General features: G+C 58.4%; 8 protein-coding genes. 6 read left to right on the top strand and 2 right to left on the bottom strand.

Annotation, left to right across the window (positions count from 1 at the left end; all coding sequences use genetic code 11):
* Positions 1–114: 114 nt before the first annotated feature.
* From rplJ to HH213_RS12805, 5 genes are all read left to right on the top strand, one after another.
* Positions 115–648 (top strand): 50S ribosomal protein L10, encoded by a 534-nt coding sequence (gene rplJ, locus HH213_RS12785; RefSeq protein ID WP_110846680.1) that lies wholly within the window; start codon positions 115–117, stop codon positions 646–648.
* 94 nt (positions 649–742) lie between these two features.
* The gene (gene rplL, locus HH213_RS12790) at positions 743–1,117 is read left to right on the top strand and encodes a 50S ribosomal protein L7/L12 (RefSeq protein ID WP_110846318.1); all 375 of its coding nucleotides are present in this window, start codon (positions 743–745) and stop codon (positions 1,115–1,117) included.
* A 255-nt stretch (positions 1,118–1,372) separates the two neighbouring features.
* Positions 1,373–5,482 carry a DNA-directed RNA polymerase subunit beta gene (rpoB, locus tag HH213_RS12795; RefSeq protein ID WP_169112485.1) on the top strand — a complete coding sequence of 1,370 codons (4,110 nt, stop codon included), beginning with the start codon at positions 1,373–1,375 and terminating at the stop codon, positions 5,480–5,482.
* Between the two features lie 74 nt (positions 5,483–5,556).
* Complete coding sequence (gene rpoC, locus HH213_RS12800) at positions 5,557–9,789, top strand: DNA-directed RNA polymerase subunit beta' (protein ID WP_110846320.1); 4,233 nt, start codon at positions 5,557–5,559, stop codon at positions 9,787–9,789.
* Between the two features lie 114 nt (positions 9,790–9,903).
* On the top strand, positions 9,904–10,518 hold the full coding sequence (locus HH213_RS12805; RefSeq protein ID WP_110846321.1) for a helix-turn-helix domain-containing protein: 615 nt from the start codon (positions 9,904–9,906) through the stop codon (positions 10,516–10,518).
* Here HH213_RS12805 and HH213_RS30550 read toward each other — a convergent pair.
* Positions 10,503–11,873: a sensor histidine kinase gene (locus HH213_RS30550; protein ID WP_169112486.1), complete on the bottom strand. Its 1,371-nt coding sequence runs from the start codon at positions 11,871–11,873 to the stop codon at positions 10,503–10,505. The two genes, HH213_RS12805 and HH213_RS30550, sit on opposite strands and share 16 nt — an antisense overlap.
* 169 nt (positions 11,874–12,042) lie before the next feature.
* Here HH213_RS30550 and HH213_RS12815 point away from each other — a divergent pair, with 169 nt between their 5' ends.
* Positions 12,043–12,456 (top strand): acyl-CoA thioesterase, encoded by a 414-nt coding sequence (locus HH213_RS12815; protein WP_169112487.1) that lies wholly within the window; start codon positions 12,043–12,045, stop codon positions 12,454–12,456.
* 43 nt (positions 12,457–12,499) lie between these two features.
* Here HH213_RS12815 and HH213_RS12820 read toward each other — a convergent pair whose 3' ends face one another.
* A complete protein-coding gene (locus HH213_RS12820) occupies positions 12,500–14,320 on the bottom strand; it encodes a DUF885 domain-containing protein (protein ID WP_169112488.1) in 1,821 nt (606 codons plus the stop codon).
* Positions 14,321–14,373 lie beyond the last annotated feature (53 nt).

Below are 14,373 nucleotides of genomic sequence, written 5' to 3' on the forward strand. Positions count from 1 at the left end.
ACGCAGATGGTGTTCCCGATCAAGTTTTGCAGTCCATTGGACTCCTAACCTCGGACGCCGTTGTTCGAACCGATGGCCGGCAATTTCGCCGGCGATCATTTAAGGAGATTGACCGTGGGTCTCAATCTGAATGACAAAAAGGCCGTTGTCGCCGAAGTTTCCGCAAAAGTAGCAACTGCGCAAACTATCGTCGTGGCCGAGTATCGTGGCATCCAGGTTGCTCACTTGACGCAACTCCGTGCCAAAGCGCGCGCTCAAGGCGTGTACCTGCGAGTGTTGAAAAACACCCTCGCTCGTCGCGCCGTCGAAGGCACGCAATTTGCCGCCCTGGCAGACAGCATGACCGGTCCGCTGATCTATTCGATCTCGGACGATGCCGTTGCAGCAGCTAAAGTCATCAACGACTTCGCTAAAACCAACGACAAACTGGTCATCACTGCCGGTAACTACGCAGGCAAACAGCTGGACAAGTCCGCTGTTACCGCGTTGGCGAGCATTCCTAGCCGTGAAGTCCTCATCTCGCAGCTGTTGGGCGTTATGCTGGCTCCGGTGTCGGGCTTTGCACGTGGTCTGGCTGCTCTGGCAGCGAAAAAATCCGAAGGCGCTCCTGTTGCAGAAGTTGCAGCAGAAGAAGCCCCAGCAGCCTAATAGGCCGTTGCGTGCCGGCCCTGGCGCCGGCGCGGGTTTTTTATCAAGTAGCATTCTGATGTATTAACGAATCAAAAAATTATTGGAGTTTCAAATGGCAATTAGCAAAGACGACATCCTGAACGCAGTGAGCGAAATGTCCGTAATGGACCTGAACGACCTGGTCAAAGCTTTCGAAGAAAAATTCGGCGTATCGGCTGCTGCAATGGCTGCTCCTGCTGCTGGCGGCGGCGCTGCTGCTTCGGCTGCTGAAGAGCAAACCGAATTCAACGTTGTTCTGACCGAAGTCGGCGCGAACAAAGTTGGCGTAATTAAAGCAGTTCGCGAAATCACCGGTCTGGGCCTGAAAGAAGCCAAAGACGTGGTCGATGGCGCACCAAAAACCGTAAAAGAAGCCCTGTCGAAAGCTGACGCTGAAGCCGCTAAGAAAAAGCTGGAAGAAGCTGGCGCCAAGGCCGAACTGAAGTAATCAGCTGTACCGGTTGCTAACAGTTTGTGTTAGCGCCACGAGCCAAAGCTGCGGACTTCCCTTGTTAAAGAGGGAATATCCGGCTTTGGCTCCTTTGTCGTCTGTGTCGTATTTGTAGCGTTTTCCCGGCGTTGCAGTCCCAATTGAATCAGCTGGAAATGGTAGAAGTTTCAGGTTTCGTCTGTGTGACAGACTGCCTAAGCCACACAGGCTAAACCTGAAATTTTTTCCCTTTCTGTCACTCACGGAGTGTCCATGCACTACTCATTTACTGAGAAGAAACGCATTCGCAAATCATTCGCGAAGCGCGCCAACGTTCACAACGTTCCGTTCCTGCTGGCTACCCAGCTCGAGTCCTACCACAGTTTCTTGCAAGAAGATGTTAGCGCATCGGCCCGCAAGAACGACGGCCTGCAGTCGGCCTTTACCTCGATTTTCCCTATCGTGTCGCACAATGGTTTTGCGCGGCTCGAATTCCTGTCGTACGTGCTGGGCGATCCTGCCTTTGACGTCAAGGAATGCCAACTGCGTGGCCTGACGTTCGCGTCGCCGCTGCGCGCCAAGGTGCGTCTGGTGATCCTGGACAAGGAATCGCCGACCAAGCCGGTCGTCAAAGAGATGAAGGAACAGGAAGTCTACATGGGCGAACTGCCCCTGATGACCTCCACCGGTTCGTTCGTCATCAACGGTACCGAGCGCGTTATCGTTTCGCAGCTGCATCGCTCCCCGGGCGTGTTCTTTGAACACGACCGCGGCAAGACTCACTCGTCCGGCAAACTGCTGTTCTCGGCCCGTATCATTCCTTACCGCGGTTCGTGGCTGGACTTCGAGTTCGATCCGAAAGACATCCTGTACTTCCGCGTCGACCGTCGCCGCAAGATGCCCGTCAGCATTCTGCTGAAGGCCATCGGCATGTCGCCGGAACAGATCCTGGCCAACTTCTTCGTGTTCGACAACTTCCACCTGCGCTCCGAAGGCGCCGAGATGGAATTCGTCGCCGAACGTCTGCGCGGCGAAGTCGCGCGCTTCGACATCGTCGATCCGAAGACTGGCAAGACCATCGTCATGAAAGACAAGCGTATCAATGCCAAGCATGTACGCGACATCGACGCTGCCGGCCTGAAGCACATTTCGGTTCCGGAAGACTACCTGCTGGGCCGCGTGCTGGCCAAGAACATCGTTGACGGCGACACCGGCGAAGTCATTGCCAACGCCAACGATGAGCTGACCGACGAAGTGCTGAACCGCCTGCGCGACAGCAACGTGACCGACATCCAGACCCTGTACACCAACGATCTGGACCAGGGTGGCTATATCTCGCAAACGCTGCGCATCGACGACACCGCCGACCAGACCGCTGCCCGGATCGCCATCTACCGCATGATGCGTCCTGGCGAACCGCCGACCGAAGATTCGGTCGAAGCGCTGTTCAACGGCCTGTTCTACAGCCCGGACCGTTACGACCTGTCGGCGGTCGGCCGCATGAAGTTCAACCGCCGTATCGGCCGTGACGAACTGACCGGCGCCATGACGCTGTCGAACGAAGACGTGCTGGCCGTGATCAAGATCCTGGTGGAACTGCGCAATGGCCGCGGCGAAGTCGACGATATCGATCACCTGGGTAACCGTCGCGTACGTTGCGTCGGCGAACTGGCCGAGAACCAGTTCCGCGCCGGCCTGGTGCGCGTTGAGCGCGCCGTCAAGGAACGCCTCGGCCAGGCCGAAGCGGACAACCTGATGCCGCACGACCTGATCAACAGCAAGCCGATTTCGGCCGCGATCCGTGAATTCTTCGGTTCGTCGCAGCTGTCGCAGTTTATGGACCAGACCAACCCGCTGTCGGAAATCACGCACAAACGCCGCGTGTCCGCCCTGGGCCCTGGCGGTCTGACCCGCGAACGTGCCGGCTTCGAGGTGCGCGACGTGCACCCGACCCACTACGGCCGCGTGTGCCCGATTGAAACGCCTGAAGGCCCGAACATCGGTCTGATCAACTCGCTGGCACTGTACGCCCGCCTGAATGAATACGGCTTCCTGGAAACCCCATACCGCAAGGTGGTGGACTCCAAGATTACCGACCAGATCGATTACCTGTCGGCGATTGAAGAAGGCCGTTACATCATTGCTCAGGCGAATGCCAAGATCAATGAAAGCGGTCAGCTGGTCGACGAGCTGGTATCGTCGCGTGAAGCGGGCGAGACCATTCTGGTGTCGCCGGAGCGCGTCCAGTACATGGACGTGGCGCCAGGTCAGATCGTGTCGGTGGCAGCATCGCTGATTCCATTCCTGGAACACGATGATGCGAACCGTGCACTGATGGGCGCCAACATGCAGCGTCAGGCTGTGCCTTGCCTGCGTCCTGAAAAGGCGCTGGTCGGTACCGGTATCGAACGTACCGTGGCAGTCGACTCCGGCACCACCGTGCAAGCGGTGCGTGGCGGCGTGGTGGACTACATCGATGCCGGCCGTGTGGTGATTCGCGTCAACGACGACGAAGCGACCGCAGGCGAAGTCGGTGTCGACATCTACAACCTGATCAAGTACACCCGTTCCAACCAGAACACCAACATCAACCAGCGTCCAATCGTGCAGGTTGGTGACCGCGTCGCCAAGCACGACGTGATCGCCGACGGCGCCTCGACCGACCTGGGCGAGCTGGCGCTGGGCCAGAACATGACCGTGGCCTTCATGCCTTGGAATGGTCTGAACTTCGAAGATTCGATCCTGATCTCGGAAAACGTTGTAAAAGACGACCGTTACACCTCGATCCACATCGAAGAGCTGAGCGTGGTGGCACGCGATACCAAACTGGGCGCGGAAGAAATCACCCGCGACATCTCGAACCTGGCTGAGAACCAGCTGGCGCGTCTGGATGAATCCGGTATCGTGTACATCGGTGCTGAAGTGCAAGCCGGCGATACGCTGGTCGGTAAAGTGACGCCGAAGGGCGAAACCCAGCTGACCCCGGAAGAGAAGCTGCTGCGCGCCATCTTCGGTGAAAAAGCGTCGGACGTAAAAGACACCTCGCTGCGCGTGCCTTCGGGCATGGTCGGCACCGTGATCGACGTCCAGGTGTTCACCCGCGAGGGCATCGTGCGCGACAAACGCGCCCAGCAGATCATCGACGATGAACTGAAGCGCTTCCGCCTGGACCTGAACGACCAGATGCGTATTGTGGAAGGCGATGCCTTCCAGCGTCTGGAAAAAATGCTGATTGGCCAAGTGGTCAACGGCGGTCCGAAGAAGCTGGCCAAAGGCGCCAAGATCACCAAGGAATACCTGGACGATCTGGACAAGTACCACTGGTTCGACATCCGTCCATCGGAAGACGCATCGGCGACCGCGCTGGAAGCAATCAAAGAGTCGATCAATGAGAAGCGTCACCAGTTCGATCTGGCCTTCGAAGAGAAGCGCAAGAAACTGACCCAGGGCGATGAGCTGCAACCTGGCGTGCAGAAGATGGTCAAGGTTTACCTGGCCGTCAAACGCCGCCTGCAGTCGGGCGACAAGATGGCGGGCCGTCACGGTAACAAGGGTGTGGTCTCGCGTATCGTGCCAGTGGAAGACATGCCTTACATGGCGGACGGTACCCCGGCCGACGTGGTGCTGAACCCGCTGGGCGTGCCATCGCGCATGAACGTGGGTCAGATTCTGGAAACCCACTTGGGCTGGGCAGCAAAAGGCCTGGGTATCCGCATCGGCGAAATGCTGGCGCAACAGATCAAGGTCGCCGAGATGCGCAAGTATCTGACCACGGTCTACAACGAAACCGGCCGTCCGGAAGATCTGGACAACTTCGACGACGAAGAGATCATGAAGCTGGCGCACAACCTGAAACGCGGTGTGCCGTTCGCGACCCCGGTGTTCGACGGTGCGCACGAGTCGGAAATCCGCCGCATGCTGGACCTGGCTTATCCTGACGACATCGCCCGCAATCTGGGCATGACGCCATCGAAGAATCAGGTCACCATGTATGACGGCCGTACCGGCGAAGCGTTCGAGCGCAAGGTCACCGTCGGCGTGATGCACATGCTGAAACTGCACCACTTGGTGGACGACAAGATGCACGCGCGTTCGACCGGTCCATACTCGCTGGTAACGCAGCAGCCACTGGGCGGTAAAGCCCAGTTCGGTGGTCAGCGTTTCGGTGAGATGGAGGTGTGGGCACTGGAAGCGTACGGCGCATCGTACGTGCTGCAAGAGATGCTGACTGTGAAGTCGGATGACGTGAACGGCCGTACCAAAGTGTACGAAAACCTGGTCAAAGGTGACCACGTGATCGACGCCGGTATGCCTGAATCGTTCAACGTGCTGGTGAAAGAGATCCGTTCCCTGGGTATCGATATCGACCTGGAACGCAACTAAGTCACAAGCGCGCAGCCCCGTCGGCCTTCGCCGGCGGGGCAGTTTAAAGAATTCATCACTACCTGGAGTGATACATGAAAGCACTGCTCGATCTATTCAAGCAAGTACAGACGAACGAGACTTTTGACGCGATCAAAATCGGTCTCGCTTCGCCTGAAAAAATCCGTTCGTGGTCCTACGGCGAAGTTAAAAAGCCGGAAACCATCAACTATCGTACCTTCAAGCCTGAGCGCGATGGTCTGTTCTGCGCCAAGATCTTTGGCCCGATCAAAGACTACGAATGCCTGTGCGGCAAGTACAAACGCCTGAAACACCGCGGCGTGATCTGCGAAAAATGCGGCGTCGAAGTGACGCTGGCCAAAGTGCGCCGCGAGCGCATGGGCCACATCGAACTGGCGTCGCCAACCGCGCACATCTGGTTCCTGAAATCGCTGCCGTCGCGTCTGGGTATGGTGCTGGACATGACGCTGCGCGATATCGAACGCGTGCTGTACTTCGAAGCTTATGTCGTGACCGATCCAGGCATGACCCCGCTGAAGAAGTGCCAGATCATGTCGGAAGACGACTACGCCGCCAAGTACGAAGAGTATGGCGACGACTTCACCGCCTTCATGGGCGCCGAAGGTATCCGTGAACTGCTGCGCTCGATCGACATCCACCGCGATGCCGAGACCCTGCGCGTGGAACTGAAGGAATCGAAGTCCGAAGCGAAGATCAAGAAATACGCCAAGCGTCTGAAAGTGCTGGAAGCGTTCCAGCGTTCGGGCATCAAGCCTGAGTGGATGATCATGGAAGTGCTGCCGGTGCTGCCACCGGAACTGCGTCCACTGGTGCCACTGGACGGCGGCCGTTTCGCGACCTCGGATCTGAACGATCTGTATCGCCGCGTGATCAACCGTAACAACCGTCTGAAACGCCTGATGGAGCTGCGCGCTCCAGAGATCATCACGCGCAACGAAAAGCGCATGCTGCAAGAAGCAGTCGATTCGCTGCTGGACAACGGCCGTCGCGGTAAAGCGATGACCGGCGCCAACAAGCGTCCGCTGAAATCGCTGGCTGAGATGATCAAAGGTAAGGGCGGCCGCTTCCGTCAGAACTTGCTGGGTAAGCGCGTCGACTACTCGGGCCGTTCGGTCATCGTGGTGGGTCCACAGCTGAAACTGCACCAGTGCGGTCTGCCGAAACTGATGGCGCTGGAACTGTTCAAGCCATTCATCTTCAACAAGCTGGAACTGATGGGTCTGGCTACGACCATCAAGGCAGCGAAGAAACTGGTTGAAATCCAAGAGCCGGTGGTTTGGGACATCCTGGAAGACGTGATCCGCGAACACCCGATCATGCTGAACCGTGCACCAACCCTGCACCGGCTGGGCATCCAGGCTTTCGAGCCGGTCCTGATCGAAGGTAAAGCAATCCAGCTGCACCCACTGGTCTGCGCGGCATTCAACGCCGACTTCGACGGTGACCAGATGGCAGTTCACGTGCCGCTGTCGATCGAAGCACAGATGGAAGCCCGTACGCTGATGCTGGCATCGAACAACATTCTGTTCCCATCGAACGGCGAACCGTCGATCGTTCCGTCGCAGGATATCGTGCTGGGTCTGTACTACGCGACCCGCGAAGCGATCAATGCGAAAAACGAAGGCATGCTGTTCCCGGACGTGTCGGAAGTCATCCGTGCCTACGACAACAAGGAAGTGGAGCTGACCACCCGTATCACGGTGCGTATCGTCGAGAATCCAAAAGATCTCGAAACGGGCGAGTTCGTCCGTACCGTGACCCGCTACGAAACCACGGTTGGCCGCGCCATCCTGTCGGAAATCCTGCCGAAAGGTCTGCCTTTCTCGGTGCTGAATCGCGCGCTGAAAAAGAAAGAAATTTCCAAGCTGATCAACACCTCGTTCCGTAAGTGCGGTCTGCGCGCGACGGTCGTGTTTGCTGACCAACTGATGCAGTCGGGCTTCCGCCTGGCAACCCGCGCCGGTATTTCGATCTGCGTGGACGACATGCTGGTACCGCCACAAAAAGTCACCCTGATTTCGGCTGCAGAGTCCGAAGTCAAACAGATCGAGCAGCAGTACGCTTCGGGTCTGGTGACCGCCGGCGAGCGTTACAACAAGGTCGTCGACATCTGGGGCAAAACCTCGGATGAAGTCGGCAAGGCCATGATGGACCAGCTGAAAGTGGAAGACGTCATCAAGCGTGACGGCACCAAGTCGACCCAGGAATCGTTCAACGCGATTTACATGATGGCCGACTCGGGCGCGCGTGGCTCGGCTGCCCAGATTCGCCAGCTGGCGGGTATGCGTGGTCTGATGGCGAAACCGGATGGTTCGATTATCGAAACGCCGATTACCGCGAACTTCCGCGAAGGTCTGAACGTGTTGCAGTACTTCATTTCGACCCACGGCGCTCGTAAAGGTCTGGCCGATACGGCACTGAAAACGGCAAACTCGGGTTACCTGACCCGTCGTCTGGTCGACGTCACCCAGGATCTGGTCGTGATCGAAGATGATTGCGGCACCAGCAACGGTACCGTGATGAAGGCGATGGTTGAGGGCGGTGAAGTCATCGAAGCCCTGCGCGATCGTATTCTGGGCCGCGTGGCCGGCACCGACATCGTCAACCCTGAAACCCAGGCGACGCTGTACCCAGCCAACACGCTGCTGGACGAAGACATGGTCGAAGAGATCGAGCGTCTGGGCATCGACGAAGTCAAAGTTCGCACCCCGCTGACCTGCGATACCCGTTTCGGCCTGTGCGCCATGTGCTACGGTCGCGACCTGGGCCGCGGCATGCTGGTCAACTCCGGCGAAGCAGTCGGTGTGGTGGCAGCGCAGTCGATTGGTGAGCCGGGTACCCAGCTGACCATGCGTACCTTCCACATTGGTGGTGCGGCATCGCGTGCAGCAGTGGCCTCGTCGGTTGAAGCCAAGTCGAACGGTGTGATTCGTTTCACCTCGACCATGCGTTACGTCACCAACGGCAAGGGCGCGCAAATCGTCATTTCCCGTTCGGGCGAAGTGCTGATCACTGACGACCACGGTCGTGAGCGTGAGCGTCACAAAGTGCCGTACGGCGCCACCCTGATCGTCAAGGATGGCATGGTCATCAAGGCCGGTACCGCACTGGCAACTTGGGATCCGCTGACCCGTCCGATCATTACCGAGTACGCCGGTACGGTGCGTTTCGAGAACGTCGAAGAAGGCGTGACCGTGGCCCGTCAGGTGGACGAAGTGACCGGTCTGGCAACGCTGGTGGTGATCGATGCGAAACGTCGCGGTTCGTTGACCAAAACGCTGCGTCCACAGGTCAAACTGTTGAACGAAGATGGCAACGAAGTTAAGATCGCCGGCACCGAACACGCGGTGGCGATTGGCTTCCAGGTCGGCGCGCTGATCATGGTGAAAGACGGCCAGGCAGTATCGGTGGGTGAAGTGCTGGCACGTATCCCGACCGAATCGCAGAAAACCCGTGACATTACCGGTGGTCTGCCGCGCGTTGCCGAGCTGTTCGAAGCACGCTCGCCAAAAGACGCCGGCATGCTGGCGGAAGTGACCGGTACTGTGGCCTTCGGTAAAGAAACCAAAGGTAAGCAGCGTCTGGAAATTACCGACATGGACGGTAACAAGCACGAATTCCTGATTACCAAGGATAAACAAGTGCTGGTTCACGACGGCCAGGTGGTGAATAAAGGCGAGATGATTGTTGACGGCCCAGCCGATCCACAAGATATTCTGCGTCTGCTGGGTATCGAAGCGCTGGCACGTTATATCGTTGACGAAGTGCAGGACGTTTATCGTCTGCAAGGCGTGAAGATTAATGACAAGCACATTGAAGTCATTGTGCGTCAGATGCTGCGTCGTGTTCAGATCGTGAATGCTGGCGACACCAACTACATCGTTGGCGAGCAAGTTGAGCGTTCGGAACTGCTGGATGAGAATGATCGCGTCAATGCAGAGAATAAGATCCCTGCAACTTACGAGAACGTTCTGCTGGGTATTACCAAGGCATCGCTGTCGACCGATTCGTTCATCTCGGCCGCATCGTTCCAGGAAACCACCCGCGTGCTGACCGAAGCAGCGATCATGGGCAAACGCGATGGTCTGCGTGGCCTGAAAGAAAACGTGATCGTGGGTCGTCTGATTCCAGGCGGTACCGGTCTGGCCTTCCACCGCGCTCGCAAGGAAAAAGAAGCGTGGGAAGTCGAAGAGCGCCAGGCGCTGCTGGCTTCCGAGAAGGCAGCCATGTCCGGTGGTGATGTGGAAGCAATCGAAGCGGTTGCCCCACACAGCGACGAAGCGTAATCTTCTAAGCACCAACAAAAACGGCACCTTCGGGTGCCGTTTTTTTTCGCCTATGCTTGTGGCGTCCCGCTATATGCATGCCAGACGGTAGTACGTTCATGCTAAGATTTGGCTATGATTGCTCAAGCCCTCTTCACTCCCGCCCAGCAAAAACTGCTGGGCTTGCTGTTTGTACGTGTCAATCAAGGATTCCACTTGAATGAGATCATGCGCTTGACCGGCTTGGGCAGCGCGTCGGCGCAGCGCGAGTTGAAGCGGCTGCATGAGTCGGGCGTGATCGTGTCGGAGCGGATCGGCAATGTGCGCCGCTTCAAGCCGAACAAGGACTGCATCGTGTTCGGCGAACTCAGTGGCCTGGTGAAGAAAACCTTCGGCCTGGTCAGCGTGCTGAACTCCGCTCTGGCGCCGCTGCAGCATGTGCTGAACGTGGCGTTTGTGTACGGCGCCACCGCCAAGGAGCAGGAGAATATGGATACGCCGGTGGAGTTATTGCTGATCGGCGATAACACCAGTTACGGTGAATTATTATCCCGCCTGCCGGTGGCCGAACGTTTATTGCGCCGCAAGATTAATCCCAACCTGTATTCCATTCCCGATTTTAAACGTCGCCTGCGCGAACAGCAGCCATTTATTCTGGATGTTTTAAGCGGCCAAAAGATTTATGTTTTGGGCGATGAAACGGATCTGGATAAAGTCAGCGGTGAAGACATCGCTCAATTAACCGGGTAGTTAATCCGCTGCGGAAACCATAATGAAAAGCGGGTATATCTACCGGCCTGCGATTCACAGTGAATACTGCCGCCAAATGCGGTAATCACTTTCTGGCAAAACGCCAATCCTATTCCCGTACCGCCGGTGCTGTAAAACGGCTCGAATACATGCGGCAACACATCGTCCGGAATACCCGAGCCGGTATCGGTGACCAGTAGCTGCCGGTCCGCCAGCGTAATCTCCACCTCGCCCCGCCCAGCCACCTTGATGGCGTGCAGCGCATTCTTGAACAGGTTATACAGCACGTAGACCAGCAGCACGTCCGAACCGAAAAAGGTGAAGTCGTTGCTGCCGCGTACGCTGACTTTCTCGCGCATCGTGCTTTCAAACGGATAACTGGCCAGCGCCTCGTCGACGCATTTCTTCACCGAGTGGTCGGCGAAGTCGGTGGGATTCAGCGTGCCGGCGCGTGCCGAGGCCAGCATCATGTCGACGATGAAATTGGAGCGGCGGATCTCCGCCTCGATGTGCTGGTTCAGTTGATATAAGTATTGCAACTGCGCCGCCGGCAGCGTCGGCCGGATATGCTGATGCTCCACCGCCATCTGGTAACCGGCCAGCAGGTCCGGCAGGCACTTGGCCAACATGCGCGACTGGTTGCGGATGGTCGCCAGCGGCGTGCGCATTTCGTGGGCGATGGTGGCCGCCACTTCCAGCGGATCGGCCAGCAGGTTATGGCGCACCATGGCCTGGGCGATCAGGCCGAGGCTGGTGGCGACAAACAGCACACCGGGCGGATAGAAGGCCACGCCGTAGTTACACAGGTAGTCGACTGCGGCGAAGAAGTAGATCAGCAGGCTGACCAGGCAGTAGCGCAGCCGGGTCTTCTCGGTGGACACCGCCAGCCGCTGGCGCCGGTACAGCAGCCACAGCCCACGGCCGACCACCAGCACGGTCTGGAGCAGGTGCAGCGGATGCAGCGGGCCGGCTTTCGGATAGAAGCCGAAGAAATACGGATACAGCCCGGAAATCATCCAGTCAGTGGTCAGCAGCAGCACACCGAGCAGGCCCGCCACGCCGTATGACAACGCCACCCAGCGCCGTTCGCCACGCTGGTTGGTGAGTTCCGCGATGAAGTGGTACAGCGTGGTCGGCAGGAACAGGATCAGTAGATAGCCCAGCTTGGCCAGAGAGAACGCTTCATGCTCGTCGTGCAGCTGGAACAGGATGGCCCAGGTCGACTGCCAGCAAAAGGTGGTCACGCACAGCAGGAAGAAGGTCAGGCTGATGCGGCTGACGCCGCGCGAGTGCAATACGTAGGCGCCGTAGCACAGGAACAGGATGGAAACGACGGCAGGCAGAACGGAGTGCATAGCGCTGTCCATGATGAGTGAACCGAACGCCAAGTATTGCGCGGACCGCAGCGCCTCGCTTGATTATCACCACAGCCTTTGCGGCAGATCAAACTTCCGCCACGCCAACTCCCGCCTAGTGGGATTGCCCGGTTGCCGGGTAACCAACTATTCATTAAGGAGTGACATCATGTTGATGCAAGTTTCCGCCGAGACCTTTACCCACTCGCTGACGATTTACCTGAAGGATTCCAACGCCTACGGCAACACCTACTTTGCGCGCTATTTTGAGTGGCAGGGCATCTGCCGCGAAAAGTGGTTCTACGAGTGCATATCGCGCGACATGCTGCAAAAAGAGGGCGTGTTCATCACCAAGCACGCAGAGCAGGACTATCTGCAGGAAAGCTTCCCGTTCCAGGAAATTTCTTGCGAGTTGAACGCGTATGACGTCAAGAAGTGCTCATTTTGGCTGGAGTTTCGCTTCTACGCCGAGGGCAGGCCGATCTCCGTCGGACGCCAGCAGATCGTGTTTGCCAACCATGCCAAGCAGATCACGGCCTTGCCTGAGCCGATTATCGCCAGCATCAAGCGCTACGTGAAGTAAGATAGATGGGCGGGCCGCTTGGCCCGCCTGTGGGTGACCAGCTTTACTGCTGTTTCGTGGCAATCCAGTGGTTCACTTTGTCTTCCAGCAAGGCCAGCGGCAGCGTGCCGTCGCCCAGCACCACGGCGTGGAATTCAGGCGGGCTGAACTTGTCGCCGAGGGCGGCCTGCGCGCGTTGGCGCAGCTCCTGAATCTTCAGCGAACCGACCTTGTAGCCCAGCGCCTGGCCCGGCCACGCCATGTAGCGCTCGGTCTCGGTCTTGGCGACCACGTCATAACCCAGCGTGTCTTTCATGTACTGGATGCTTTGCTCGCGGGTCCAGCCTTGCGCATGCATACCGGTATCCACCACCAGCCGCACGGCGCGCAGCATCTCGTCGTTCAGGTGGCCGAAGTATTGCGCAGGATCATCGAACAGGCCCATCTCCTTGCCCAGCGTTTCCGCGTACAGCGCCCAGCCTTCGGTGAAGGCGTTGTTGCCGCCGTATTTGCGGAAGTTCGGCAGGTTCAGTTCCTGCATCAGGGCGATATGGAAGTGGTGGCCAGGCTTGCCTTCGTGCAGGAACAGCGTGGTCATGCCGGTGCTGCCGTACTTGGTCGGATCGTTGACTACCGACCAGAACACGCCCGGACGCGAACCGTCGCCGGCCGGCGCGGTGTAGTGGTCGGAAGCGGTGGCGCGGCTCAGTTCAGGCTCCAGGCGCAGGTCCAGCTTGGCTTTTGGCTGCAAGGTGAACATCAGCGGTAGCTTGGTGTCCAGCACGTCGTTCAGCTTGTGATACACGGCCTGTACTTCCTGCTCGGTCTTGAACGGGAAGAACTTCGGCTGCGCCGCCACCCACACCGGCAGGCCGGCGGCTGGACCGTCGTAGCCCAGCTTCGGACCCAGCACGGCAAACTGCGCCTGGATGCGCGCCACTTCTTTCAGGCCGATGGCATGGATTTCGTCCGGTTTGAGCGTGGTTGTCGTCGCGTTGGCGACACGGGCCTGATACCAGGCGGCGCCATCCGGCAGCGCGCCGAGTCCGGTCGAGGTGCGGCAGGCCGGCACGTATTCTTTTTCCAGGAAGGTGGACAGGCGCACCAGTGCCGGCATCACTTTGTCGTTGATGGTCTTGCGGTAGGCGGCGGTCAGGCGCTGCTTGTCGGCATCGGAGAAGGCGGCCGGCAGCTTGGTGATCGGCGTGTAATAAATACTGGCTTCGGGCGCCGCGCTCACCAGCTGCTGGAACTGCGGCAGCGCCGAAATCATGATGGCCTTCGGCTGCGTCACGCCTTTCTTGATGCCTTCACGCATATTGGCGATGGCCTGGTCGATCCACGCCGGCAGCTGCGACACGCGGCTCAGGTAGGCATCGTATTCCTTGACGGTGCCGATCGGCTGCGACGCTTCGCCGCCTGCGTAGTTGGCCAGCGTCACCGGCACGCTGTCCATCTGGTTCAGCGGCAGCAGTTGCTCCGGGAAGCGCTCCATGGCGATCAGGCCGGTCAGCTCGTATTGCAGGATGTCGTAATTGATGCGCGCTTTCACATCCAGCTGGTAAGGCTTGATGGCTTGCAGGCGTTGCAGGAACTTGCGGTACAGCTTGAACTGCGCGGCGCGCTTGGCCGGCGCAATGCTCAGGCCCAGCTGGTTGTCGAAACGGTTATCGCCATTCTCGGTGGCGCCGATCGGCTCGAAGCGGGCGACCGCGTCATAGTATTCGTCGGCGATTGCCAGCACCGCCTTGTTGGCCGAGGCGGCCACTTCGGCGCTGACCTTGCCGGCCGGGGCGGCGGCATACACAGGGCTCATCGGCGCGAAGGCAAGCGCGATAGCGGCGGCGAAAGGGGCGAGGGCGAACAGGGTGCGGCGATACGTCATGATCGGAATCCTTGGGATGGACAAAGTTGGCCGATAGCATAAGCTATTGCCCC

The organism is Duganella dendranthematis, assembly GCF_012849375.1.
GTDB classification, from domain to species: Bacteria; Pseudomonadota; Gammaproteobacteria; order Burkholderiales; family Burkholderiaceae_D; genus Rugamonas; species Rugamonas dendranthematis.

What these genes read in the sequence shown, in the direction of transcription:
- rplL (WP_110846318.1), top strand. Translation starts at nt 743, where the DNA reads ATGGCAATTAGCAAAGACGACATCCTGAACGCAGTGAGCGAAATGTCC.
- rpoB (WP_169112485.1), top strand. Translation starts at nt 1,373, where the DNA reads ATGCACTACTCATTTACTGAGAAGAAACGCATTCGCAAATCATTCGCG.
- rpoC (WP_110846320.1), top strand. Translation starts at nt 5,557, where the DNA reads ATGAAAGCACTGCTCGATCTATTCAAGCAAGTACAGACGAACGAGACT.
- HH213_RS12805 (WP_110846321.1), top strand. Translation starts at nt 9,904, where the DNA reads ATGATTGCTCAAGCCCTCTTCACTCCCGCCCAGCAAAAACTGCTGGGC.
- HH213_RS30550 (WP_169112486.1), bottom strand. Translation starts at nt 11,873, where the DNA reads ATGCACTCCGTTCTGCCTGCCGTCGTTTCCATCCTGTTCCTGTGCTAC.
- HH213_RS12815 (WP_169112487.1), top strand. Translation starts at nt 12,043, where the DNA reads ATGTTGATGCAAGTTTCCGCCGAGACCTTTACCCACTCGCTGACGATT.
- HH213_RS12820 (WP_169112488.1), bottom strand. Translation starts at nt 14,320, where the DNA reads ATGACGTATCGCCGCACCCTGTTCGCCCTCGCCCCTTTCGCCGCCGCT.